Annotated in this window: 22 protein-coding genes and 2 pseudogenes; 12 read left to right on the forward strand and 12 right to left on the reverse strand. The window is 43.3% G+C overall.

Annotation, left to right across the window (positions count from 1 at the left end; translation table 11 throughout):
- The first annotated feature begins 93 nt into the window (after window positions 1–93).
- Both ACRRSY_RS06095 and ACRRSY_RS06100 read left to right on the forward strand, forming a co-directional pair.
- On the forward strand, window positions 94–660 hold the full coding sequence (locus ACRRSY_RS06095; RefSeq protein ID WP_432464572.1) for a suppressor of fused domain protein: 567 nt from the start codon (window positions 94–96) through the stop codon (window positions 658–660).
- A gap of 62 nt (window positions 661–722) precedes the next feature.
- Window positions 723–1715, forward strand: coding sequence for a transposase (locus ACRRSY_RS06100; RefSeq protein ID WP_432464573.1), 993 nt, complete (start codon window positions 723–725; stop codon window positions 1713–1715).
- Window positions 1716–1983: 268 nt separating this feature from the next.
- Here ACRRSY_RS06100 and ACRRSY_RS06105 read toward each other — a convergent pair whose 3' ends face one another.
- On the reverse strand, window positions 1984–2283 hold the full coding sequence (locus ACRRSY_RS06105; protein ID WP_432464574.1) for a hypothetical protein: 300 nt from the start codon (window positions 2281–2283) through the stop codon (window positions 1984–1986).
- Between the two features lie 21 nt (window positions 2284–2304).
- A pseudogene (locus ACRRSY_RS06110) lies at window positions 2305–2611 on the reverse strand (IS4 family transposase); the annotation flags it as partial.
- 142 nt (window positions 2612–2753) lie between these two features.
- Between ACRRSY_RS06110 and ACRRSY_RS06115 the strand changes: the two are divergent.
- From ACRRSY_RS06115 to ACRRSY_RS06125, 3 genes and pseudogenes are all read left to right on the forward strand, one after another.
- On the forward strand, window positions 2754–3353 hold the full coding sequence (locus ACRRSY_RS06115) for a DUF3885 domain-containing protein (protein WP_432464575.1): 600 nt from the start codon (window positions 2754–2756) through the stop codon (window positions 3351–3353).
- Window positions 3354–3794: 441 nt separating this feature from the next.
- Window positions 3795–4128 (forward strand): annotated as a pseudogene (locus ACRRSY_RS06120) (transposase); the annotation flags it as partial.
- A gap of 209 nt (window positions 4129–4337) precedes the next feature.
- Entirely contained in the window at window positions 4338–5108 is a 771-nt protein-coding gene (locus tag ACRRSY_RS06125) for a ribonuclease H1 domain-containing protein (protein ID WP_432454064.1), read from the forward strand.
- A gap of 84 nt (window positions 5109–5192) precedes the next feature.
- Here the strand turns inward: ACRRSY_RS06125 and ACRRSY_RS06130 are convergent, their stop codons facing one another.
- Window positions 5193–6599 carry a PepSY-associated TM helix domain-containing protein gene (locus tag ACRRSY_RS06130; RefSeq protein ID WP_432464576.1) on the reverse strand — a complete coding sequence of 469 codons (1407 nt, stop codon included), beginning with the start codon at window positions 6597–6599 and terminating at the stop codon, window positions 5193–5195.
- A gap of 1310 nt (window positions 6600–7909) precedes the next feature.
- On the opposite strand from ACRRSY_RS06130, the gene ACRRSY_RS06135 reads away from it, so the two are divergent.
- Window positions 7910–9148 carry an EAL domain-containing protein gene (locus ACRRSY_RS06135; RefSeq protein WP_432464577.1) on the forward strand — a complete coding sequence of 413 codons (1239 nt, stop codon included), beginning with the start codon at window positions 7910–7912 and terminating at the stop codon, window positions 9146–9148.
- 84 nt (window positions 9149–9232) lie between these two features.
- Here the strand turns inward: ACRRSY_RS06135 and glgC are convergent, their stop codons facing one another.
- The 4 genes from glgC to ACRRSY_RS06155 all read right to left on the reverse strand — a co-directional run bounded on the left by glgC (window position 9233) and on the right by ACRRSY_RS06155 (window position 13109).
- A complete protein-coding gene (glgC, locus tag ACRRSY_RS06140) occupies window positions 9233–10486 on the reverse strand; it encodes a glucose-1-phosphate adenylyltransferase (RefSeq protein ID WP_432464578.1) in 1254 nt (417 codons plus the stop codon).
- A gap of 319 nt (window positions 10487–10805) precedes the next feature.
- Window positions 10806–11435 (reverse strand): hypothetical protein, encoded by a 630-nt coding sequence (locus tag ACRRSY_RS06145; RefSeq protein ID WP_432464579.1) that lies wholly within the window; start codon window positions 11433–11435, stop codon window positions 10806–10808.
- Between the two features lie 302 nt (window positions 11436–11737).
- Entirely contained in the window at window positions 11738–12286 is a 549-nt protein-coding gene (locus tag ACRRSY_RS06150) for an acyl-CoA thioesterase (RefSeq protein WP_432454059.1), read from the reverse strand.
- Window positions 12287–12581: 295 nt separating this feature from the next.
- Window positions 12582–13109: an NUDIX hydrolase gene (locus ACRRSY_RS06155; RefSeq protein WP_432454058.1), complete on the reverse strand. Its 528-nt coding sequence runs from the start codon at window positions 13107–13109 to the stop codon at window positions 12582–12584.
- A gap of 302 nt (window positions 13110–13411) precedes the next feature.
- Here ACRRSY_RS06155 and ACRRSY_RS06160 point away from each other — a divergent pair, with 302 nt between their 5' ends.
- Window positions 13412–14527 (forward strand): phosphoserine transaminase, encoded by a 1116-nt coding sequence (locus ACRRSY_RS06160; protein ID WP_432454057.1) that lies wholly within the window; start codon window positions 13412–13414, stop codon window positions 14525–14527.
- 82 nt (window positions 14528–14609) lie between these two features.
- Window positions 14610–15788: a 3-phosphoglycerate dehydrogenase family protein gene (locus tag ACRRSY_RS06165; RefSeq protein ID WP_432464580.1), complete on the forward strand. Its 1179-nt coding sequence runs from the start codon at window positions 14610–14612 to the stop codon at window positions 15786–15788.
- On the opposite strand, the gene ACRRSY_RS06170 is transcribed toward ACRRSY_RS06165, so the two are convergent.
- Both ACRRSY_RS06170 and ACRRSY_RS06175 read right to left on the reverse strand, forming a co-directional pair.
- Window positions 15785–16450 carry a trimeric intracellular cation channel family protein gene (locus tag ACRRSY_RS06170; protein ID WP_432454055.1) on the reverse strand — a complete coding sequence of 222 codons (666 nt, stop codon included), beginning with the start codon at window positions 16448–16450 and terminating at the stop codon, window positions 15785–15787. The two genes, ACRRSY_RS06165 and ACRRSY_RS06170, sit on opposite strands and share 4 nt — an antisense overlap.
- Before the next feature lie 365 nt (window positions 16451–16815).
- Window positions 16816–17520 (reverse strand): autoinducer binding domain-containing protein, encoded by a 705-nt coding sequence (locus tag ACRRSY_RS06175; RefSeq protein ID WP_432454054.1) that lies wholly within the window; start codon window positions 17518–17520, stop codon window positions 16816–16818.
- 151 nt (window positions 17521–17671) lie between these two features.
- Here ACRRSY_RS06175 and ACRRSY_RS06180 point away from each other — a divergent pair, with 151 nt between their 5' ends.
- On the forward strand, window positions 17672–18118 hold the full coding sequence (locus ACRRSY_RS06180; RefSeq protein ID WP_432454053.1) for a DUF4902 domain-containing protein: 447 nt from the start codon (window positions 17672–17674) through the stop codon (window positions 18116–18118).
- Here ACRRSY_RS06180 and ACRRSY_RS06185 read toward each other — a convergent pair.
- Complete coding sequence (locus tag ACRRSY_RS06185) at window positions 18115–18666, reverse strand: acyl-homoserine-lactone synthase (RefSeq protein ID WP_432454052.1); 552 nt, start codon at window positions 18664–18666, stop codon at window positions 18115–18117. The genes ACRRSY_RS06180 and ACRRSY_RS06185 overlap by 4 nt on opposite strands.
- Before the next feature lie 184 nt (window positions 18667–18850).
- Window positions 18851–19339 carry a DUF6942 family protein gene (locus ACRRSY_RS06190; RefSeq protein WP_432464581.1) on the reverse strand — a complete coding sequence of 163 codons (489 nt, stop codon included), beginning with the start codon at window positions 19337–19339 and terminating at the stop codon, window positions 18851–18853.
- 117 nt (window positions 19340–19456) lie between these two features.
- Between ACRRSY_RS06190 and ACRRSY_RS06195 the strand changes: the two genes are divergently transcribed.
- On the forward strand, window positions 19457–21190 hold the full coding sequence (locus ACRRSY_RS06195) for a GNAT family N-acyltransferase (protein ID WP_432464582.1): 1734 nt from the start codon (window positions 19457–19459) through the stop codon (window positions 21188–21190).
- A gap of 130 nt (window positions 21191–21320) precedes the next feature.
- On the opposite strand, the gene ACRRSY_RS06200 is transcribed toward ACRRSY_RS06195, so the two are convergent.
- The gene (locus tag ACRRSY_RS06200; RefSeq protein ID WP_432458908.1) at window positions 21321–22484 is read right to left on the reverse strand and encodes a PLP-dependent aminotransferase family protein; all 1164 of its coding nucleotides are present in this window, start codon (window positions 22482–22484) and stop codon (window positions 21321–21323) included.
- A gap of 151 nt (window positions 22485–22635) precedes the next feature.
- Here ACRRSY_RS06200 and ACRRSY_RS06205 point away from each other — a divergent pair, with 151 nt between their 5' ends.
- Both ACRRSY_RS06205 and ACRRSY_RS06210 read left to right on the forward strand, forming a co-directional pair.
- Entirely contained in the window at window positions 22636–23529 is an 894-nt protein-coding gene (locus ACRRSY_RS06205) for an AraC family transcriptional regulator (protein ID WP_432458909.1), read from the forward strand.
- A 393-nt stretch (window positions 23530–23922) separates the two neighbouring features.
- Window positions 23923–25842: a methyl-accepting chemotaxis protein gene (locus ACRRSY_RS06210; RefSeq protein ID WP_432454047.1), complete on the forward strand. Its 1920-nt coding sequence runs from the start codon at window positions 23923–23925 to the stop codon at window positions 25840–25842.
- Window positions 25843–25857 lie beyond the last annotated feature (15 nt).

The raw sequence follows: 25857 nt of genomic DNA on the forward strand, positions 1-25857 counted from the left end.
TACGGTTGTCATCGTTTTTTCAAAAGAAAAACATGGCAAAAACAAAACCAACCTACACGCCAGTTATTAGGGCGTTATAACTAAAGGAAGTTTATGAGTCTGCTGGAAGATTCGTGGGAACAAAGAGAAGAAAAAGTATACCCAGAATTATTTGGCAGTACGGGTGAAGGTATTTACCCGTTAGATGCCTCTTTATTCAAAAATCAATTTGGTATCGACAGCATTGACCCGAGATGGTTACATTTTGGTGTTTTCAAATGTGCCCCGGCGAGTGACAGAAAAACTTGGGTTTATGTTACTTCTGGCATGTCTAATACATGGGAGTCAGATGACCCGCAAGAATATTCAGGTTTCGGTACTGAGTTTATCCTTGAAACAGATGAGGAAAGTGATTGGGCCATAAATGCGTTACGTAGTTTAGTAGCTTTCAATATTCTTGTGTCGGTTGGTCATTATGGAGATAAACCCCTAGTTGACTATGGCGACCGCATTCCAATGAAAATTGAGCCGAATATTTCAAGCTTAATGGTTGTAAAGCCAAATCAATTTCCCGAATCATTCGACTTAATATCTGGAAAAGTTGACATACTACAAATTACAGGTATTACTGCTCAAGAATTAGATTATGCAAAAAAGAAAAAATATATAAGACACCCATAATTGTGGCGAAATATTCGCCACCCATCTACGCTTAAGTAAAGTTTTCGCGTCGAGTTGTTGTTATGCCTCAGCCTAGAAAATCGCAAGTAAGCTTGGATGATACGCCTTATTACCACTGTGTTTCCCGCTGTGTACGTCGGGCTTATTTGTGTGGTGAGGATAAGCAAACAGGCAACAGTTATGACCATCGCCGCCAATGGGTAGAAGACTATTTGCTAAAGCTGGCGGAGGTGTTCGCCATTGATGTGTGCGCCTATGCGGTGATGAGCAATCACACGCATATCGTACTGCATGTGAATCAACAACAAGCTGAGGTTTGGTCAATACAAGAGGTGCTTGAGCGCTGGCATCGCTTGCACAAGGGCACTTTACTGACTCAAATGTATTTAAACTTAGAACGGCGTCGTCAACTAGATGCAAGCCAGCTGCAATGCATTCACGATACCGCAGAAGTATACCGCCAACGTCTCTATGACTTAAGTTGGTTTATGCGCCAGCTCAATGAACATATTGCTAGAGAAGCCAATAAAGAAGACCAGTGCACGGGCAGGTTCTGGGAGGGACGTTTTAAATCTCAAGCCTTGCTGGATGAAGCTGCGCTCATGGCCTGTATGGCTTATGTCGATTTAAACCCAGTCAGGGCGAACATGGAACAAACGCCCGAATCCTCTCAACACACCAGTGTTAAGTTAAGAGCTAAAGCAGTACAACAACACAAAGCCCAACCGAAAGCGCTGTTTCCCTTTGTGGGCAACCCAAGAAACAACATGCCGCAGGGCTTACCTTTTCAACTGCACCATTATTTGGAATTGGTTGATAGCACTGATCGTATGGTTCGAGAAGATAAACGAGGCCACCTCAAGTTAGAGGCCAGCCCGATTATGCAACGCTTAGGCATAGCCGCAGAGCAATGGCTGAGTCTAAGTTGCGAGTTTGAACAGCACTTTTCAGGAGCAGTGGGTAAAGAGCGCCGATTACGGAAATACCATCAATACCTCGGCCATAAGCGCACAACGGGTTTAGCTCGAAGTCGCTGCTTGCTAAACAGCGCTTAATTTCCTTCATTCGTTTTTATCTAATCATCAGCCATGCTGAGACTTTGGCTCGCCTAGCCCATGGTGAGGGCTAAGTTCATCCACACGCTTAAACTTATCTCGTTAAATTGCTTAGTTTTTTTTGAGCTTTAGCCTAGGGAAGTGTCGCGAAAAGGTGTTATTGCTGGTTTTGTTTTTAGAATGGGTGTCTAGTTTATTCAGAATGGGTGTCTAGTTTATTTCGCTTGTATCGCATTAAAGAGTTCGGGCGGTAGTTAGTGGCGAGTACCTAAGGCTCTTTGGCTGAGCGGTGATACAGCTTCTTGGCTGAATGGTTATTACCTGAGCGACGAGAGCGTTTATCTTTACGGTGTTTATCCTTGGATTTAAATACATATAAGTGACAAGGCATAGGCTTCTTTCGCGCTACTTGCACTGCGCCTATATAGCGCGCTTCATTGTTTGCTGAAGCATAAAGCGTTTTGGTGAGTACCCATTGTTCATTGAGCTGATAGCAGACTTCTCCCCGCAACCTACCCAACCAATACCAGCCATAAGAGGCCACTTCTCTAAATGCGATAACCCGCATCCGTCATGTCATCATGCGTCATTGCTCACGTACATCAGCCCAATCGACCAAGACCACAGGCATGGGATTAGCCCCGCAAATCTGCCGAGCATGCCATTGGTATATAGCTAAACGTTCACTATTTAAATGGTGGTTACCGAGCAAGCGGTCCATACGTTTAATGCAGTGTTTAGGTTCGGTTTGTGCTATTGAGCCCTAGCTCGGTGAGAGACAATTTATCGCCATCTAATAGCGATGTTGTTGCAACCATCAGAGAGTTAAGGCGTTTTTTGTGAATATTGGGGCACAGCTTAATAAGCATTTGATGTAGAATTTGAATTTCGCGCATCCTGACTGCCTCCGTGCAGGTTTGATAGGAAAGGTTTTTGGCGAAATTAATTAGATCAAACAACGGGGTGTGCGTCTACTATATTGAATTTCCGAGGAATTATGAGAGGATTCACTAGATGCGGGCGTTAGAGAGCACATGGATGATCGATCAAGCATTTGAAGTATTCGGTAAAAATTCTTTTCAGAATGCTATCTTTTATAGTAATGAACAATGTTTAAGGTTTGAGCTTTCAGAAGGAAAAGAAGAAGATTCTTACGTGAAGATGTTTACATCAGCACTTAATAAATCAACTGAAATTATTGAAACGATATTTGAAAAATCCGAAACAATATCTATCTGCTTAACTTTTCTAGGCGATTCATATCTATCTAATTTTAGTGTTTTCAAAGAACTTAAAGATCTTCAAATAGATATTCCCAAAGAGCATTTTAATCTTCGGGAATGGATCGAAGATGACGAATGGAATAGAAATTATTTATTCTTCAATATCAATAAGTCTGAATTGCACAAATTTCTATTTGGTAAGCTTGGTACAGAGTTAGGAATTAAACCATCACTTTGGTTTGGTTTATATATTTTCGATATCAATTTAGGTGTACTTGTTCATCCATATGATGACCGTGGAATGGATGTGGTGGGCACCAATAAATTTATGATTAAAAGGCTGTATAAAAAATATCATAGCTACTTACTAAATTATGATATAAATGCAATGAGAGAGTGGTTCGGTGCTCTCTAACACATATAGAGGCTCTCTTAATGCGATCTTATCGCTGCCTGAGGCTATTCGGTCCTTCGGAATGTCAAGGGCACTAGATATTTATCGGTTAACCCTAAAATGGCACTATTCAAGTCACAGGGGCTTTATGCACAGTTAGTATCAGGCTCATTTAAGGTGTAAACGACTTTGTTGATTGTACTCATTAATGCGCGCCAACAATAAGGTGTCTAATCAAGTCGGCGTAGCTTAAATCGCTTTTGGCATAGTGATGATGGTGATGAGTTATTGCTTCATTAGCCACATTACAAATTATTACAAATTATATAGACATCCATGATTGTCGTGAAATATTCGCCACGCTTCTACGCTTAAGTAAAGTCTTAGGCTAATCTCCCCCCCGAAAACTAACAGCAGTCAATCGTAGAATTTTCTCGTAACATAAACGCAGTGAAATTCTGCATGAAAAAATCAAAATTTAGTGACAGCCAAATTCAGGCCATTCTCAAGTAAGCGGAGGTAAGAACACCAGTTCCTGAACTTTGCCGTGAGCACGGTATGAGTTGCGTGAGGTTCTATAAATGGCGTTCTAAGTACGGTGGAATGGATGCATCGCTCATGGCCCCATGAAAGAGCTGGAAGATGAAAACCGTCATTTTAAAAATAGGTATGCCGAAGAACGTCTCAAAGCAGAAGTCATTCAGTAAGCGATGGCAAAAAAGTGGTGAAGCCGAGTGAGCGGCGTATGCTCGCTCAGCAATCGGTGGCGCATCCCCTGACATTATCGCTTTGTTGTGACAAGCCCAGCGGCGAGTTGTTAAACATGCCAGATTATCCCGGTAAACCCTCCAGACCAATAAGTGCACGCCAATACATGGCTCAGATGGATAAAAAACTAATTTTTGGACAGTAAAACAACGCTTGGCCTGGCATATTGGCTTTAAGGCTTCAGCATTGTGGCTTTGCTGGTAATATTAGCCAGCAGCTAATTTAAGAGACTTCAACATGGCAAAAAAGTATTACGTGGTATGGCAGGGTCGGGAAACTGGCATTTTTAGCGATTGGGCGACTTGTAAAAAGCAAATCGATAAGTTTGCCGGGGCACGTTATAAGTCGTTTGCTAGTCTGGCCGAGGCCGAGGCTGCCTTTGGTGGTCGCGCCAGCTCTGCTATCAAAGCCGCGGGCGCAGGGCCTGCGGCTAAGCGATATAGCGCTCAAACGGTAAAAACCTATACTGCGGCTGAAATTGATAAACTCGCCGCAGAGGTGAAGATTTTTACCGATGGTGGCTGTGAGCCGAATCCGGGGAAAGCGGGTTCTGGTTTAGCGCTCTATCGAGATAAACAGCTTGCCGAGTTATGGTATGGCTTATATAACCCGATGGGAACTAATAATACCGCAGAGCTGAATGCCTTCAATCAGGCCTTGATTATGGCGGCTCAAGAAGTCGCTTTGGGGCAGCGAGTGGCAATCTTTTGCGATTCCAAATACGCCATCCAATGTGTGACGCAATGGGCGGTAGCTTGGCAGAAAAAAGGCTGGAAGAAGGCCGGAGGGGAAATTAAAAATCTCGCGCTGATCCAGGAGATGTTTGAGCGCTATCAGACACTAAAAGATAAAATTCAGGTGTTACATGTGAATGGTCACGTTGGAGTTGAAGGCAACGAGTTGGCTGACCGCATGTCGATCCATGCCATTGCCGAAAAGCAGACAGGCTTTAAAGCTTACCCTCAAGCCCTGAATATTCAGGCTATCCTGGCGCTGCGCGCAGGCTAAGTTGGTGAAGCCGGAGCTTGTTCGGCTAGAGCACCGTAAATTGTGCTCTAGCCGGACGTTTGCCGATTCAGTATTTTAAGACTCTCAGCTTATAAAGCTTTTTAGTCGTGGGATCCGCGACAATATAACAAAATCTAAGAGTAAGATGCATAGTAAACACAGTCCTGCCATTGGAAACATCAATGATACGGCGAACATCACTAGCGCCGCGCTTTTCCAAAGTGGCATGTTGGTGGGTAAGGGAGGCGCAGCGAGTTTTAATACCCCTTTAGGGCGGCGTAGCCACCACATCACCACACCCGAAATCGCAATCAAAATAAATGCTGCGCAGAGAAACGTATCGATCAGGACATTTAACCAGCCCATCTCTCCTTGATGCAGAGCAATGCCTACAGCCATGAATTTAGCCATTAGGCTGTAATCAGACCATGCCGCTTCGGCTAATAATTGTCCCGAATATTGATCTAGGTGTGCAGTTCTGTCTTGAGTGGCATCACTTATATCACCGCTCATGGTGTTGGCTGAGACAGTATATACAGCGGTAGCTGAGTTGGGTAAGTTGATCCTAAACCGAGTGAACCCATGTTGTTGGGCAAAGTTGACGATGCTATTGAGATTGGTGTGCTGTTTGGCTGGTTGGCCAGTATCGTCTGAGCTAGGTAGTCGCGTTTGTTCAAGATTCCAAGGAACCTCTTTGGTTTGGCTATGATTCATACTGGCGTGGTTGAGTGTTGAAAGTGGCACCGCATCCCATTTTTGTGCGGGGAAGCTATTCCATGCTTGCACGTATTTAGCCCCCCATATACCGGTCCATGAGAGTCCTGAGATTAAGAATAATAATAAAAATACTGAGGTTACTAAGCCTACGTTAGCGTGTAAATCACGCCACATTATTCTTGTACTGTTGTTGAATCTAATTTTGAACAATCCTGACTTACTGATTTTATCGCGTGGCCACCATAGGTAAATTCCGGTAATCAATAGCACGATGCTAAGGCTGGCGGCCATTTCTATCAGTCGATCTCCAGTATCGCCGAGCAATAAGCTGCCGTGAATGCTATTGGCTAAGTTATACCAGCTTTGGTCTCGATTGATCTGCCCGAGAACTTTACCAGTATAGGGATCTACGGTTATGAATAAGGATTCTCCTGCTGCCTTGACAGCAAATCGACTAGCTTGAGTGGCGCTCGCTGGCGTGATGTATTGTTGTATTGTGGCTTGTGGGTAGCTTGCTTGAACTGCTGCAAGCTGTGCGGCCGGGGATACGGTCGTGGGGTATGGTTTTACCTGAATAATATCTGCAAACTGGGCTTGCTCGATGGCGTCGTCGTAGAGCATGACTAAGCCAGTAATCGATAGCATCAGTAGGAAGGGAACCACAAATAGTCCCGCATAAAAGTGCCAACGCCAGGCAATCATATAGTAGCGTTTGGTCTTGGTTGCTGTTTGTTTTTCGGTGTTCGTCCGTTCTGTAGAGGTGCTGCGCAACATTTCATTCATCCTTTATGTTTTAGGCACAAGCATAAGCCCCCGTAGTGATACCTAAGTCGCGCGACTCCGGTATGGTTAAGGGGTATGGCTTCATATTAAATAATGATCAGGCGTTACTAAATGCTGGTGGAGAGCGCGGTGTTTGGATGAGGTAACGATGGAAGCGAACCATAAAAATATAGTTATCATCGTTAGACATTATGAACAGTCGTTGAAAAACTGATGTTGCTAAAAGGACGTTGTGAAATGGAAAATAATGACAGAATAAGCACTGCTTTGAATGAACAGTATCTGCGGGTTGTTCGCTTCCTTCATCAATTTGTACCCATTTAAAACCGCTGAGGGTGCAAACCGACAGCCAAACACCAGCTGCGCGACTATGTGCATTGATGGCAGGCATTAATGAAAGCAGCAACCAGCAAAATAGCCATGCTGAAATCATTAGGTGTTTAAAAAATGTTCTGTTTATGTTAATTCTTCCGTGAGTTGTGTCGCACTCTATGTGGTAAATATAGAGCTTTGAATTTACTTTTTAACCGAAGGGGTGATTCTATTTAACATTTGAAAGCTTGCAAGTAATTATTATCATTTGATAGGGTGAGTGCTGGAGGTGATTGAGTCATGAGGCTTTGGATTTGATTTTAATTTTACAAAAGTAAAAAGATCCGATAGTGAATCTGATGAAAATGATTATGGTTTTCGCGCTTTGAGTCACCCAAGCTTGGGATGTTTCGCACCAATTGAGTGCGTGGCTTTTGATGTTTGGCTGCAAACGGGATTTTTGAAACAGACTGAGAGCGAAGTATAGAGCAGGGTTGGTTTATTCCTAGAGCCAGTAAAGCAGTCTTAAGGGTGTCTTGTAGCAGTTGGATAAAGTGTGAGCTAAAGGCCAAACCAAAATGCGAGGATGATTGTGGAAGGTGATCATGAGCCACAAGTGCGCCGAAGAAGGATTTCTTTGGCGTTTGCCCCCACTTTTCGACACCCATCTTATTGTAATGAGATAGTTTTCTTCTCAAAGGGAAATCAATGTTCGAAGATAGAATGCTTCCAGCAGCTCTCTTATTTGGTTGAGATGGTCGCTATACCCTCGCTCTATCATGACGATGAACAAAGCTTTATTGAAATGCTTAACAGCGCGTTTAAAGATTATTTGATGGTAAAAGTGAAACATTGAGCAACGGATCGAGGATTTATTTACAGAGTTATTAACTGCGAAATAAATTATATTGGCGTGTTTTGTGCTTGCTAAGTGACCTCTTTCAGGTTAATTATAAAATATTGGGTAAACGGATAGTATGGGATCGGGTTTGAGCGGTCGAAAGATAGTCAACATTAATTCTGCGACGCAGGTGACTAAGCAGCGGGTGTTAAATCCGCTGCATTACTTTCCGCATTTTCAACCGATAGTTTTTCTTCCTACGGGGCAAATTGCCGGTTATGAAGCCTTGGCTCGTACCCAAAATAAACTGGGAGAGGTGTTAAGCGCCGGAGGAATATTTTCTAATCAGGAATATACCTTGAACAATCGTCGTCAGGTGGATCGCAATGTGCGTAGACAGGCGTTAGAGCATTTTGCTCAGTCATCACAACAAGGCTTCATTACGCTTAATATTGTGCCTGATTGGGTCGATATGTTGAGCAAAAATATCTGCACTCCCACGATTTCTATGATCGATGAACTGAATATTGATCCCTCAAAAGTTGTCATTGAAATCACTGAAGCTAGCGGTAATATCGATAATCTACAACGAGTTGTCAAAGATTACCATCGTGCAGGTTTAAGGGTGGCGATTGATGATTTTGGGGTAGGAGCCTCGCAAGTTGATCGAATTATCGCGCTTGAACCCGACATTATTAAATTGGATATGCGTTTGTTTAAGGACGCAGCTAAAGGCGGCTTGCCTGCGGATGTGGTGTTATCGATTTCTGAGTTGGTGCAGCGTGCAGGGTGTGAGTTAATCTGTGAAGGTGTGGAATCAGAGCAAGAGTTTCATTTTGGAGTGGAGTGTGGGGCGCGTTACATGCAAGGGTGGCTATTTTTCAAGGCCAGTGATGATTTTTTATCCGCTCAATTGAGTCATACCAAGGTTCAGCAATTATTAGCCAGTTATCTGCAGCGTAAAAGTCTACGGACTCAGCAGACAGTGAAGCATAATGTGAATGTTAAATCACAGGTTTTGGCGTTAAAACATCATCTGCAAAATGTGCAATCGATACCTCGAATGAGTCAACAACTCGCTGAAGCGGGGATCCTTCGTTATTTTCTATGTAAGGTGGATGGCACGCAAGTCTCTCCGAATTACGATGTGACTGAACAGGACATCGTTGAAGATGATCGACTGGTTGGTGCAAATTGGAGCTTTCGTCCTTATTTCCATGCCTTAGTGGCTTTAGATTCGATTAAACCTCAGCAACTGATTTTATCTAAGATTTACCGCGATTCCAGCAGCCAAGAAATGTGTAAAACTTTTAGTACATATTTAGCGAAAGACTTGATATTGCTGGTCGATTGTAAGGTGCAAGATGATACTTTGTTTGTAGAGTAATCACCGCCTGTCGGAATTTTTTATTTGTAAGGTAGAGTGCTTGTTAAACGACCATTGACCTCAAAAGGTCAATGGCCTCTATTGTTAACGTAGCATGTCACTGGAAACAACGATTACGCCATCTGCAGAAACGGTAAATCGACGATGGTCTTCAGTTTTGTCATAGCCGATGATTGTATTATCGGGAATGATGCAGTCTTCGGTAATAATCGCGCGTCTTATCTTACAGTTCTTACCAATACTTGATCCGTTTAAGGCGATCACTTGGTCAAGTTCAGTATGTTCTTCCACTCTCACATCCAATGATAATAACGAACGGTGAACTTTGGCTCCCGATACGATTACCCCTGCAGAAAGTAATGAATCGGTTGCATAACCGCGACGTTGGGCTTCGTTAAAAATAAATTTGGCACCGGGCCGTTGTTTTTGATCGGTAATGATGGGCCACTCTCGATCATAAAGGTCTAGCTCTGGATCTGGGGCGACTAAGTCCATATTTGCAGCAAAGTACTCATCGATATCTCCCACATCTCGCCAATAAGCGATGCGTCCTGGATGACCTTTTGCTGCAAAAATATAACCATATACTTTCCGGTCTTTTAGGATATTTGGGATCACATTGTGGCCAAAGTCATGTGAGTAACCGGGTTTTATTAGTCCTTCACGTAGCTCATGATCTAGTACATCCATATTAAATATATAGATCCCCATTGAAACTAAGGCTTGTTCTGGATTATCTGGGTCAGACTTAGGATTTTCGGGCTTTTCTTCAAAATCAACGATTCGCCCCTCTTCATCCAAGCCCATGACGCCGAAAGAAGAGGCCTGAGAAATTGGTTTACGAATGCAAGCGACAGTAACATCGGCATCATTCTCTGCATGAAAGTTTATCATTCGAGAATAATCCATCTTGTAAATATGGTCGCCGCCGAGGATTAGCACTCGGTCGTAACGCTCATGATCAATAATATCTAGGTTTTGATACACGGCATCGGCAGTTCCTCGATACCAGTTTTCTCCAGTGCGCTGTTGTGCGGGAATAATTGACACTCGCTCATTGAGTGCCGGGTTTTGAATTTGCCAGCCCGATTGCAGGTGCATAATCAGGTCGTGGGCCATGTATTGGGTTAATACACCGATATTACGCACGCCAGAGTTTATACAATTCGATAGCGTGAAATCGATAATTCGATATTTTCCTCCGAATGATACCGCTGGTTTTGCGACTCTACTGGTTAATTGCTTTAGCCGAGTGCCTTTGCCTCCAGCCAAGACAAGGGCAACTGTACGCCTGACGAGGCGGTTACTGGAAGTATGAGAATAACGGTTTTCAGACATCTCCAATGTTTCCTTACAACGAGATTAGATAGCCCATGATAACCTTTTCAAAGTAAATGTAACGTCTATACATGACACATTTATTTATTTTGAGGTTTATATTAAATAAAAATAACAGCTTGCTCTGATAAAAAGTCTTTACTAGCGATTATTCTCTTTTTTATATCAGAACTTTAGTGTCTTTTCTATCATTAAGTGGTTTTATTTTATCGTTTTTAGAATGGGTTATTAAACATTTTGTCATTTGTAATACTAAATTATATATATTAATCATTTGATTGGTAATCTCTTTCTCCAAGTTCAAATAATCATTCAATTTTTATTTGAAAAGTTGAGGCTGTTGGTTTTTTAATTTCTTTAATCCGTGGTTAAATTGATTTCTAAGCTGTTCGTTGTGAAATCCAAGTAAACGAGGTGAAATGGGTAATATATCGTGAAAGCTTACTTCTGGGAGTTGTTGACCTGCGGGCATTCGGGTTTGGTTAAGGTAGACAAAGATACGTTTATCAATGATGATCACGTCCACTTGGCCGCGGTAGAGGCGTTCTAGTTGAGCATGTTGATTAGCCACTTCGGTGTACAGTTCACTTCTGCTAATCGCTTTAGTGTAGTCTTCGCCAAGAGAGTTTATCGCATTCTTAAAAGCCATCACTTTATACTGGCTGAGTTGAGCCACATGGTTTAGCGGCAATGCCCTCGCTTTAAGGGTGATAGCTGTATTTAGGTAAAATATTACGGGTTCAGAAAGGTAAAAATTTCTACTGGTAGTAGGGGCATTAACGATGGCATCGACCATAAGTTTTTCCATCAATCGTTCAGCTCGTAAATTTGAAGTAAAAACCACTTGCTTTACTTGATGCCCTGCAATTAGGAAAGCTTGCCTAATGATATCTAGTTGTATACCCGACTGAGGTTGTTCAATGATATAAGGCGGGATCGATCTGCTCATCGCAAGTGATATTTGTTTCGCCTGTACGAGATGATTACCGAAAACATAGATGCATAGCACTGTAAAAATCGTGTTGAGTTGCAGTTGGAATGTTTTCATAAGGCTACGAATGATTAGCTTTAAACTTGAGTATGGTGGACAGCGCTCCATTTTTAAAGAAATCTCTAAGACCAGTGGCTCTTTTGGGGGCTACTTAGCATGGCGAGTACCATGAGCAAACGGCTTAGTCAGTAAGCGTTATTTTGAAAGATTGAATACGCTTAGGCCTGTCATGGAATTTGGGTTTAGCGTATGTGTTCAAGCTATTGTTGCAGTACCACCGCTGATTCTTGCTTTTTGGTGGAGAGCAGCTGCTTCCAGTGTATCACCCTTAAGGGGAGCTCTGGTGATGGCTGTGTATCGCCGATTAGATGAAGTAAATCGGTCATCGTTATGACAGATTTTCCTCGAATAAATACCCCCCGAACCAAGATACTGGCATACAAGGTATCTTGACCAATGAAACGATGTTCAAAGTACCAATATTTTTCATCCCAACCGAGTAATTTACTATGCAACTCTAGTTTGCTGAGTGGTTTAATGGGTCTGATATAAGTGATCGACTGAGCATTCACTACGCCTAACCAACGTTGTTTAAGACTCGCGGCAGCCAATCCTGTTTTTAGCATCATGTCGATCCGCCCCAAGTCTCCGAAGGCGAGATAGCGGGAGTTGGTTAGGTGCATATTGGCATCACAGTCAAAGGGTAGCGCCCGTAGGGAGATAACAAAGTCTTCGCTGACTGACGCTGCTGATTTTGAGCTGAACCAGTGACGAAATAGCAGACTGAATAAACGAAAATATAAATTCATAGTAAATCTCACACTCAAACTGTTTACATCTGTTTAACATATCTGGTCGGATGAGTAAAGCGAAGGGCGTATGCGCTGGTGATTGGTGTGATTAGAATGAGTGCAGTGTAGATGTGATTTTGTTGAAAGGTTAGGGTACTTGAACTTAAATAGTGAGTGCTGTAAGCATCTGGTTTTATCCGATATATTTCACGCATTATACTTGACAGTTAGTGCTTAAGTTACAAGCCGAAAGACTCGCTACATTCATCCAAAGCAAGGTATTAAGAAGATGCCGTTTATGCTGAGCCGGTCATCAGACCGTTTGAACTTGAGTCTGCAATTGCAGCAGGGCTTGATGTACAGAGCTGAAGGCTATTTTATGAAAGGGAAGTGCTGCAATAGGATGCCACTGCCAAGTTGCGACATCATCTAAGGCTTTTAGATTGGGCTGCTGATTCAGCTTACAGCTGAAAAAACTGTCGCAAGTATGATAAAGCACCTGTTTATAATGGTAACGATTGGCGAAAGATCCAAAATATTGCAGCGATTGTAGTTCTACCGATAGTTGTAATTCTTCATATAATTCGCGTTGTAAACCTTGCTCTAAACTTTCCCCATATTCAACGAAGCCGCCCGGTAGATCCCAATCGCCTTTTTGCGGTTTAACCGCTCTGGAAACCAGCAGTACTTGTTGTTGGTAGAGTAATATAGCCCCCGCGGTTGAGGCCATATTGTGAAAATATACAAATTGGCAGCTGTTGCAAGACCACTGTTTAACATCGATTTGCTGTAGCTTCGCTTGACCACATTGAGGGCAGTATTGGGGAATAAATCGATTCACATTTTATCGCTATTTAACGGTTTATGGATGAATGGTAACGATATATACAGGGTTTGCAAAGGAGATTGGGGTAGTCGCTAGTAGTAAATAGCAAGTAACTAGTTAAACATAGCGCACTCAGCGTTTATTTGCCGTTTATACGCTTGATTGTAATGGTTTGCTGTTTTAAGTCCATTGATTATCTTGAAGTTTTACCTCGCAAACAAAATTGGCTCTAAATCATTTTATGCGTCTTGGGTCTGACATATACTGCCTCAGTTTATTTCTATTTCCTTCAATGCTCTTGTTTACAAGGACCAATAATGAAACCCCAGTTGAAACCAAATTGCCCCAATTTTTCTTCAGGCCCTTGTGCCAAAAGGCCTGGCTATCAATTAGCTGAGTTGAATATTGAGACACTTGGACGCTCCCATCGAAGTAAAATAGGCAAAGCGACTCTTTCCCAAGCAATTGAACTCACTCAACAGTTACTGTTGTTACCCGAAGGATATCGGGTGGGGATTGTTCCAGGGTCTGATACGGGCGCCATGGAGATGGCTATGTGGTCTTTGCTAGGCCCCAGAGCGGTGGATATTTTCAGTTGGGAGTCATTTGGTAAAGGTTGGTTTACCGATGTGATTAAGCAACTTAAGTTAGAGCAGGTCCAGCATTACAGCTGTGATTACGGTTTGCTACCAGATCTACATCAAGCAAACTCGGAACATGATTGTATTTTCACTTGGAACGGCACCACTTCTGGTGTCGCTGTACCGAATGGAGATTGGATTGATAGTCAACGCGAAGGGCTCACCATTTGTGATGCTACTTCGGCGGTATTTGCGATGCCCCTCCCTTGGGAAAAACTAGATGTGGTTACATTTAGTTGGCAAAAAGTACTCGGTGGAGAAGGGGCTCATGGGGTGATTATTCTTAGTCCACGGGCTGTTGAACGTTTAGAAAGTTATCAACCTAGCTGGCCTATGCCCAAAATTTTTCGTTTAACTCAAGGAGGAAAACTCATTGAAGGTATCTTCAAAGGCGAAACGATTAACACGCCGTCGATGTTATGTGTGGCAGACTATGTCGATGCACTCCAGTGGGTTGAATCGATGGGCGGAGTTGCCGAAAGTATTAATAAATCGCAGCAAAACCTCCAAGTCTTAAAGCAATTTGTCGCTGAAAATGATTGGATCCATTTTCTCGCTCAACAAGAGAACACACTCTCTAATACCAGTGTCTGTTTGACTCTCGATGCTAGCCCTGACCAAGTAAAAGAGATCATGAGTTTGCTTGAGCAAGAGCAGGTTGCTTTCGATATCGGAGCCTATAGAGACGCTCCTGCGGGACTGCGTATTTGGTGTGGCGCCACTGTAGAACAACAAGATTTGCAAGCGTTGATGCCATGGTTAAAGTGGGCTTATGCTCAGGTGTGCCTTTAAGTTTTAAGGAAACTATTTAGTTATTCTTTCGTGCTGCAGTTTGTCACGGAAACATCATTTAGGTTGTTTAGGGAGAAACTGTATGCCGAGTATTCGTACTATCAATCATATTCATCCGCAAGGGCTGGCTTGTTTTTCAAGTGACTATCAAGTCGCAGCAGAGTTAGCGACAGCGGATGCCATTATGTTACGCAGCGCCAATTTGCATGACTTTGATATTCCCAAAGCGGTCAAAGCTATCGCACGTTGTGGTGCCGGCGTGAATAACATTCCGATTGAACGTTGTACCAAGCAAGGGGTTGTTGTATTTAATACACCAGGGGCTAATGCCAATGCGGTTAAAGAATTAGTATTAGGCGGGATGTTAATCAGTGCTCGTAACGTGGTCTCTGGTTGGCAGTTTATTGACTCTTTATTACCCACCATGGATGCGAAGGCGCTTGCGCTGAGTGTCGAGCAAGAAAAGAAGCGTTTTGTGGGCTCTGAATTAGCAGGGAAAACTTTAGGCGTCATCGGGCTCGGAGCGATTGGTGCGGCCGTTGCTCACGCCGCTTTAGCTTTGGGGATGAAAGTGGTGGGTTTTGATCCCGCCTTAAGTATTCAAGCAGCATGGCGCCTATCTTCAGAGATTGAATGTGCCGAAGAACTGAAGCAGTTATTAAATGCTAGTGATTATGTCACCCTTCATGTGCCTGCCAATCAACATACGCAAGGCCTGATTAATGGAGATAATACCGGTGAATTCAAACGAGGTGCCATATTACTTAATTTTGCTCGTGGTAGCATCGTTGAGGAAGATGCACTCTTAACGGCCTTGGACCAGCAGCACTTATCTCTGTATGTAACTGATTTTCCCAGTGTGAATTTAATGAAGCACTCCAAAATTTTAATGCTGCCACATTTGGGCGCGAGCACTCAAGAGGCGGAACAAAATTGCGCGGTTATGGCGGCTCGTCAACTCATCGACTTTTTGGAGAATGGCAATATTCACAACTCGGTGAATTTTCCCAGTATTAAATTAAGTCGCAGTGAAGGCTACCGAATTGCTTTTGCCAATGACAACGTGCCCAAAATATTAAGCCAGGTATTAGCGTTATTATCGGATATGAATATTAATGTGGTCGATATGCTGAATAAAAGCCGTAACGATATCGCTTATACGCTGATGGATATTGATATTCCTGCAACTCAGCAGATGTTAGATGCGATCGCGGCTATCGAGCACGTATTTCATGTGAACGCTATTGGCGAGCATGCCTAAGGCTTGTTTTGTTGTTTTCTGATTTCCCGGTTTTGTAACTTAGATAGTTTGAAGCTGGGAAAGCGAAGCTCAAAGTGGAGCGCTAATACACGAAGTAAGAACGCAGCGCTGCTTGATAACAAAATATTATGGACTTCGTTGACGCCTAATAGGCCTAATAGTACATAGCTGGTACTGCCAAGTAGACAAACAGTTACGTAGATTTCTGGTTCAAAAATCACGAGTTTTGTCTGTAACATTAAGTCGCGAATCGCTGAGCCAAGCGTAGAGCTAATCACCCCCATGAGTATGGCGACCAGAGGCGTAGCTTCATAACTCAGTGCTTTGCTGGTGCCGAGTACCGCAAACAAGGCGATACCCGCAGCATCTAGCCACAATAAAAACCGGTCAATTCTAATCACCCAATGGGCGAAGAAATAAGTCATGACCGATGCGGTTATACATACGCTTAGATAACTAGGATCAGCAATCCAAAATATTTTTTCGGTTTGTAGTAAGAGATCGCGAATCGTTCCACCGCCAATGCCCGTGACGATACCCACAAAAACAAAGGCAAGTATATCCAATTCGCGTTTGGCGGCCGCTAAAGCGCCAGTTAAGGCAAACACAAACACTGCGATTAAGCCGAATTGATATAAGGCTGAATTAAAATCTAAGATCATGATTCACAAATACAATAAAAGAAAGTGTAACGATTATAGTTGCTGATGAACTTTAGCGGCAGTTAGAATTTTGTGAATATTTTGGCTGTTGATTAAGGTTTATTTCGATGAAGCTGGATTTGCTGAAAAATTCTAATTTATAGCATCATGAGCGGATATGGAATGAATGAAGTAAGTGCAAACTTGAAGGTTTACTGAAGTGAAGGTATGTCGGCTTTTATTTTTGGCTAGGAAGTCGGATCGTGATTAAATTTGTTCACTCGGCACTCTTCGCATCGAGGTTCAACTCTTGTTATCTCAACTCATCATGGTTCATGAAACAGAGTTGCCTACAATTTATTTTGACTGCTAATGTTTTTACTGGATTAAATCAGCCCCATGACCGCAGCCTTAACCGTTGCCGCAGTTTTGTTGACGACTTCGAGTTTACGCATTGCTTGGCTTATATGAAAATTCACGGTACGAGCAGTGATGCTTAAAATCGTTGCAATTTCTTCTGATGTCTTGCCATCTGCTGTCCACTTCAGCATTTCTAGTTCTCGCTGACTAAGTACCGGGATCTGAAGCTTTTCGGCAGTGATTCTAGCGGATAAACCGTGATGGGTAACCTGAGTTAACCAGAGCAGTTGGTAGCGATAGCGAACTAACTCTGCGGGTGATAGCATTTCTGTTGATCTTGCCAGTGTTAACATTCCGACTGTGCCGTTGGCTTGTCTTGATGATTGAGCCCAGCCATATTCTAAACCTACGGCTCGAGCGTCTTCCATTAAATCTGGTGTTTGAGCAAATAACTGGTCACTCCAAACGATAGGGAGTTGCGAGGTCATGCCGTGATGTACTGTGGGATCAATCTCCAGATAGTTATTTTCTTTATAGGTTTGCTGCCATATTGTCGGGTAATTATTGAGCATTTCGGTGCGAGGCGCTGATAATGGATAGGGGATCCGTAGACCATAGGCGCAAAAATCAAAGCCTAATGCATTGGTGATTTTTGATAGTTCAGCAAAAAAATCGCTACTTGAGCCTTGCAGCTCTAGTAAACAGAATTGTTCTTCTAACCAAGCTTCCATGAATCCTTTATCTTCCTGTAACTATGCAAATATGACGCATAAATATAAACCTGTTTAAAATTGAGTATAGCGCAACTGTTAATGTTGACAATTGAAGCGAAATTTTGCGCGTGTTTTTATGAGCTAAGCTTCATATAACTAAAAATAAATAATGAAAATACGGGAAAGTAGACAAATTGTTGTCAAAGCTATTGATTATTTAGTCACGCCTTGCCCTGATGGTTTAGTTCGTTTGACTGTAGAGCAGCTATCAGCATTGACATTTGAGCATATAATATCGGGTTTAGATAGTGTTAGCGCGGTAGATTTTGAAAGTGAACGAGCCTCATTTTCGGGGTACACCGAATGGTTATTTGAAAATAGGTGCGCGATCACCCTCGGTTGGGATTGGCATTGGTTATGGCGTGACGGCCAAATGACGTGTTGTGTGAAAGCCTTACCGCGAAGTAATATTCAGTTATTAGAACAAGGGCTTGATGTGAGCCCTCGTCGAAATGATGAGCTATTGATAACCGTAATCAATCTTTTACCATGGCAAAAGATTACCGCGGAGGCGATCAGTAAGCGTTACCGTGAGTCTCCAATGAAGTTGCGTTAGTTAATATCGATGTAACAGGCAAATAGAGCGTAACCGTTGAGAATTTTTGGAGGGCCGGCTCGGTGATGACGAAATCCAGCATGACGGAGCATCCGTTCGATGCCTAAAGGTGACACTGAAATAAGCCGTTTGGCACCATGCTGTTTGGCACACTCGATGGCTGCTGTGAGTAAGCCGAGTGCTTGACTAGACATCAGTTGAGTTGGCGCTTCGTTATCATTGTCAAAATCTACAGCGGCAAAGCGAGATAGTTCCCAAATGTCATCTTGTTTTGGACAAGGCAGGCCATTGAGTAGTTCGGGAAAGACTTCTTCTAATAAGTAAGGTTGAGTTGTCGGAAGCAGGCGTGCGCAGCCACTGATGTTATTTTTCTCATTTTTAGCGATAACATAGACAGTATCGTCGCGGTCAAATTGGTCTTGCTCGATGCCTTTTGGGGTATTCAGTTCCCAGCCAAGCATTTCAACGAAGACTTGATGCCGATAATGATTTAAGTGATTCATGGTGGTTGCTGGTAATTGTTCGGCAAGGCCGTTAACGTAGTTCATGAGCATCTCCTTATGATGATGCTATGAGTACAATTCAGCTTGTTGATAATTTAAACTGTCAAATATGACAGCTAGCTAATTTGTCAAGGATCAGCTATGCTGTTGTTTTTGTTAGTTTTATCAGTAAGGGGTTTGTTTTTTTAGCTAGATATGAAGTTTGTAAACTTGTATATGTTTCAGTAACCTAGAAATCTTCCCTCTTAGCTTCTTCTTGCCAGCGTCGGTATTCGGCGACTAAAATATTGGGGAACTGGCGGTAATCGGGGTAGGGACAGAGTAAAATATTCGCGGCGATAAATTGTAATTTTTTATGACTTATAACATCTTTGGGCTGCACGATATGGTCAAATCGTTGCCAATTGTTTTTACCTGCAATGATGTGTTGTTTTGCTTTGCTGACTATTTTGTCGCCAAAGTTGATTTGTTGCTCTGCCAGTAAGCCCTGTTGTAGGTATTCCCTCCAGTTATCATCTGGTGCTGTTAGCTTGGCATAGATCGTTAATATTTTTCGCCAATTGTTATTGTTGTTGAGCAGTAGTTGCTGAGTCAATATAGCGGAATCAAGTTGCTCAAAATTTTCCGGTAAGTTTGGTAAACTGCTGTGCAGATATAAAACCGTATGGGCTTGTTCGCAGCCGATAAAAAGCTTGTTTTTCGCCGCTAGTTTTGGCATTTCCTCTCCCCCTGTGATTCCTCTTGTTGCTTATTGCTTGTCATATAATTGCCATTTTTCTGTTGCTTGTTTGTCATGTTTGGCTTCTAGCCTAGCGACGAATACAGGGAGAGAATCATGATTTCTGCGCAACAAGTACTCAATCAACATTTTCCTAGCTTAGTTCAGCACCCGCGTCGCCATCGCTTAGCGAAGTGGTTCTTTTCAAAAATACTGTTTGAAGATGAATTTCAAGCGTTTGCCGATAAACATCCCCATTTAAAGGGAGTTGCATTTATTGAGCAAGTGTTTACTGAATTAAATATAAGTTACCGAGTTAACCAGAATGAGCATGAGCGGATCCCTAGTGAAGGTCGGATCATCATTATTGCCAATCATCCTATTGGTTCCATCGATGGTTTGGCGCTATTACATCTGGTAAGCCAAGTGCGCCATGATGTTAAAATTGTGGCTAACGAAATTCTTTCTGCGATTGAGCCTTTGGCTGATTTGTTGTTACCCGTAGATAATATGCGAGGCAATAGCCAACGTAAGCAATTAAATGCGATTAGAACATTACTCGATGATGAAGGCGCTGTGATCATTTTTCCTGCGGGGGAAGTATCGCGACTCAAGGGCATTAAGGTGCTCGATGGTAAGTGGACTAAAGGTTTTGTGAGTATTGCGAAGAAAACCAATACACCTTTGCTCCCCATCTGTGTAAAAGCTAAAAATAGCGGGTTGTTCTATATTAGCTCCTTAATCTATCGTCCCTTGTCGACGCTGTTATTGGTGAAAGAGCTTTTTTTCCATCGAAATAAGGTTTTTTCGATGGTGGTTGGTGAGCAGATCCCAGTTAAAAGTTTTGGTTTGAGTGGGTTAGAGCGTTCGACTCAGGCTCAGTTATTAAAAAAGCACCTCTATCGAATTGGCAATAATAAAAAAGGTCTATTTCAAACAGAAGCAGCAATAGCCCACCCTGAACAACGCCTTCCTCTCAAACAAGCGATTAAGCAACTCGAAAAAATCGGAGAGACTCCCGATGGAAAGGGGATTTATATTTGTTATGGGAATACACAACCAGTGATTTTGTCGGAGTTAGGTCGTTTACGTGAATTGGCTTTCAGGGCTGTGGGTGAGGGAACGGGACGGCGTAACGATACCGACAAATATGATGCCCACTATATGCACTTGATCCTCTGGGATACCGAAGAGTTAGAAATTGCCGGTGCTTATCGTTTTGCCGATAGTCAACGTCAAATAAAGCAACTGGGGGTAGAGGCTCTGTATAGCCATTCACTCTTTGAATATGATCTTAACAGCTGTGGTTTTCTTGAATCAGGTATAGAGCTTGGGCGAAGCTTTGTTCAGCCAAAGTACTGGGGAAAGCGAAGTTTAGATTACTTATGGTTAGGGATTGGTGCGTTCTTGGCCCGTCATCCACAGTATCGTTATTTGTTTGGCCCGGTCAGCATAAGTGCGGCCATGCCGGAAGCGGGTCGAGACTTACTCATTTATTTCTACCAAACTTATTTTCCGGCAACACAGGTATTTGCCCGTTCGCGTCAGCCTTACCAGCGGGCGAAACAGATCAAGAATAATATTCATATTTCGTTTTCTGGCGAGGATTATAAGGCCGACTTTGCCCAGTTAAAAAGTGCGCTTGCCAGTATGGGAACCGCTGTACCCACTCTGTTTAAGCAATATACGGAATTATGTCATCGAGGCGGTGTACAATTTATCGACTTTAATGTTGACCCTGATTTTAACCAATGTATTGATGGTTTGGTCTTGGTTGATTTAACCCAGCTAAAAGATAAGAAGCGCGCCCGCTATATCGAGAGTCACCTTATGGTTGAAGCGGCTGTTTAAACAACTGTGTTCGATTTATTCTGAGGGCTTTATTCAGGTTGTAGTTGGTGTCCATATCAAGCCATTCGAAGCGCAATAGGTCTTTACTTCTTTGGGTTATATTTAAGAAGTAAAGACTATTGAGTTTATCTTACTCCGCGGTGATATCGCTTTGTTGCATGACTCTTGCTAAGCGGATGACTGCTTGCTCTAACTGCGGAGCGTCGAGGGCAGTATAGTTCAAGCGGATTGCTTGGTCGTGAATTTCGCTATTGGCTGGCCAAAACTCATCACCCGGAACCACCGCGACTTTTTCTTTTAGAGCTGCGGCGGCTATCTGATGGGCTTGGTGTCGTTTTAGGTGGCACCAGACAAACATTCCGCCTTCAGGTATCGTAAATTCAACATAGTCACTGAGATGCGTGTTGAGGGCGTTTACCAGCGCGTCTCTTCGGCTGCGATAATGCTGGGTTAATTGTTCCAGATGCTGCTTAAAATCAGGGTGGCAAATGGTCGATAACAACATTTTTTGCATTGGTAGCGCAGAGTGTAAATCACTGGCTTGTTTTACTTTCTTCAGTGGCGCGAGCAATTCTTTGGAGGTCATTACATAACCTACCCGCATACTTGGGGTGGCGATTTTAGAAAATGAGCCTAGGTAAAAAGCATCCCCATCACAGAGCTCGGTGACGGTCGGTAAGCTTGCGCCTTCAAAACGTAACTCTCGGTATGGGGCGTCTTCAATAAAGGCAACCTTGTACTTGGCGAGCAGTTCGGCCACTGCTTGGCGCTTGGCTAGGCTCCAGCAGCAGCTGCTTGGGTTTTGAAAATCGGGAACGGCATAGAATAACTTGATTTTCTGGCTTGCTAATAGCTGTTCCAGCTCTGCCAAGTTGGGGCCATCTGATTCACTCTTTACCGTTAGCGTTTGTGCTTCGGCAAGGTCGAATATTTGTAATGCGCCTAAATAACTGGGCGCTTCGCAAAGGACTTGGTCGCCAGGGTTTAAGTAACAGCGCGCAATTAAGTCCAGAGCCTGTTGTGAACCGCTGGTGACCATTACGTCATCGGCCAGCGCGACATGTTCAAGTAACCAATTGCGTAGTTCGCTTAGTCCTTCGGTGGCACCGTATTGATAAATGCTTGGTTGTTCGGCAAGCTCGGCGGCTGCTTGCGCCAAGATAGCTTGCGGAAAACGGCTGGCGTCTGGCAAACCGCCAGCCAGCGAAAGCATACCAGGTTGCTGGATTACTTTTAGGATATTACGGATGTAAGACTCTTTGGTCTGCTTTACCCGATTGCTTTGTTCTATCATGAGCTGCTCTATTATGGTTGTTAGGTTGCGTTTACAGGGGCACATCATTACAGATCTCAGCCCAATAAGGCATTAGTATTTATGTGCAAACTCTTGTCCATTTGTGCTATTTTTGGATAAATGTGTTGAGCGAATACTTTTAGGAAGTGCTATGTCATTGAATACCGATGTAAATAGACAAAGCCGGATCAATGACGTGCTTTATTATATTCATCAAACCATTGCCGAGCCGCTGAATGCCAAAGCCTTAGCTGCTATCGCCGCTTATTCGCCGTTTCATTTTCATCGTTGTTTTAAACAACTTACCGGGGAAAGTGTGAACGATTATATTCGGCGTACGCGTTTAGAGCGTTGTGCCAACTTACTGATTTTTTCACCTCATTTGACGGTGCAAGATGCAGCTCTAAGTTGCGGTTTTCAATCTCCAGCCTCTTTTTCTCAGGCTTTTAAGAAACATTTTGGGCAATCTCCTCGGCAATGGCGCGAAGGAGGCTACAGTGTTTATAGTCAAGCAAACTATCAGCAAAGTTGGAGTGAAGAATTACAGCAACGGATGCGACAGGCACAAACGCTTAGTTTACCAGTGGTAAGTGTTCGGCGTTTAGAGGCGCAAACTGTGGCTTATGTGCGCCATCAAGGCTACGATCGCAGCATTCGCCAAGCCTACGAAAAGCTTCAGGTTTGGGCCGATAGTCAGAAGATTGATTGGAGTCAGGACAAGCTTTTGGGCTTATACCATTCTAATCCCGATATCGTGCCTGCCCCCTTATGCCACTATGTTGCTTGTCTTGCTGTGGACACTCCGTTTATTCGCCGTGGCCCTGTAAGTTGTTTAACGATTCCTGGCGGCATGCATGCAACTCTGGAAGTGGCTGGACAATATGGAGAGTTACTGCCAATGCTGCATCAGTTTTATATGCAATGGTTACCGAATAGCGGTTATCGTATGGGTAATATTCCGGCCTTTGTACGTTATAAACAATGTCAGTTTATTGATCCTGAAGAACGCTTTGAGTTACAGCTTTGTGTGCCTATCACCCTCTAAATGAGCAATATGATTGAGCCGATGTTAGCGTTTGGTTGGATCTTTGTGTGATCTCTTCGCCTCGTTTTTGCTGTCATTAATTTGTCATAATTCCTTCATAATATCGCCACTTAATTTGGAGCCTAATAGCTGCCAATAACATGAACATCGGTCGACGATTTGTGATTGTTTTGGATGGCTTAGTCGTGCTTGCTGACGGCGTTCATTATCAGCATTGCTTAGAGGGTTTCGCCAAACGTTTTGCTGCTTGGTTGCTCGTTACTTGTTGAACACCGCTGACCTGCACAGAGCTCAAGAAACCTTAAAATTGAGCGAAAGTTAAATTCGAAAGGTCAATGACCCCTCGAATGCCAGAGCGGCTTTAGCGCTTCGTTAGTTGTATTAGGAGTTTTTATGCGAGTTTCAAAGTTTTCAAGCTTATCTGCTTTTTCCTTACTGGCAGTGAGCTCGATACTGATTGTTGCCCTCTATTTTTCTTTAGCGAAGTTGAATGTATCAAACCAACAGTTGCAGCACTATCAGTCGCTCAAGTCACAATTTAATCAGCACTTAGTGGCAAAGGTGAATCGCTATTTAAGCACTGGTAATGCCATCGAATTGAGTGATGCAGAGAGTTTACTAGAAGATTTAGTGGCTCGTACTGAAGGGTTGAAACTTAGTCATTTATCTCAGCAGTTGAATGAACTGCTTGAGTCTTTGCATACTCGCTACTTGGCTCTGGGTAAATTAAGCGGCAATGAGCAGGGTTTATTGATTAATGCTGAGCGAGAGATGCGAGGCTGGGCCGATAGTTTTATTGATTACGGTTTAGCGGCAAAATATGACGATTCAGCCAAGGCCTATATCACTGGTGGCAGTGAATTGCTGAATATGGTGGCGTCTTTGTCGATGCAGCGCAATCGCTACTTCGCGAGTGCTTCGGCTCAAAGTAAGCAGGCTTACGATGATGCGCTTCAACAGCTCGGACAACAATTTGAATTAGTCAATAAACTACCTTTACTGGGCGTGATGAGTGAGGTTGAAGTGGATGAGTTTTCGCTCGGAGATCCTGATGAGGCAGTCGATTTAGTCAAAGAGATAAAGGCTGAACTTAACAGCCTAATTCAACGTTATCCGAAAGAGCTCAACTCTTCTGCTGAGCTAATTCAGCAGCGAAACATCATGCGTGAGGCACTGCTTGCTGATATAAACCAGTTGACTCAACAGATTGACCAAGCTGAGCTGCAAGTGCTCGAACAGCGAGATGCGGTGATGCAGCGAGTGGCAGCGACTCTTTATAGTGTGGCGGGCTTGATTTTATTGATTGCGGTAGTGATGCAATGGGTTATGAAGCGCACGGTGCTAACACCTTTGCGCGAGTTACGAAATGGCTTTGCTATGTTGGTACAAAATGGCCTGATCGAACGCTTAAGAGTGAGACGTGATAACACTGAAATAGGTGAAATCGCGACTTTCTTTAACCAGTTGCTGGCCAAACAAGAGCAGTTAGAGAAACTTAAAAATCAACAGTTGTCGGTGGTTTCCAATTCACTTGACGCTGTTTCTGAACAGGTGCGCCAAGTCTATTTAACTTCTGAGCAAACTGATCATCAGGTCTCTGAGTCGCAACTGTTGATGGTGCAACTAGGGAAATTGACCGAGCAGTTAAATCAAATTTCCAGTGATGTGGAGCATAATGCAAACGCGACCGAACATGCGATGAATGAATCCCAGCAAGATGTGGCTCAAGTTATTGATGCCAATCAGCGAACCAGTACTGCGGTTGTTCAGGGTCGCGCTTCTTTAGCCAGTTTGGTGGGAGCGGTCAGTGATGTAAGTGCCATTTTGGATGTGATCCGCAATATTGCAGACCAAACTAACTTGTTGGCTCTAAACGCGGCAATCGAAGCGGCGCGGGCCGGAGAGCACGGCCGTGGTTTCTCGGTTGTGGCCGAAGAGGTGAGAAGTTTATCGATGCGGACCCAAACGTCGCTGGAAGAAATCACCGCCATTTTACAGCATCTTAAGCGCTCGTCATCTGAGCTAGAGGTGAATATTGGCGGGATTGAACAGGCCAGTGAACATCAACAACAAATATCCTCTAAGTTGATGGAAACTACTTATCAAGTAAGGGAGCAGGCACAAACTTCGGTAAAAGTGGCGCATCAAGCAGGCCAATTCATTCGTGAGCAGAGTCAACACATGGGAAGTTTCAGCAGTAAAATGAACACTGTGAAAGCTCAAGTGGAATCGGCCTATCAGCTCGCTACCAAAATTGAATCGGATGTTAGTTTGCAGGTTTTAACCATTGTGAACACTCTTAAACCCGCTTAGCGAAGCCTTTGTATT

Source organism: Agarivorans sp. QJM3NY_33, from assembly GCF_050870865.2.
In the GTDB taxonomy this organism is placed as follows: Bacteria; Pseudomonadota; Gammaproteobacteria; order Enterobacterales; family Celerinatantimonadaceae; genus Agarivorans.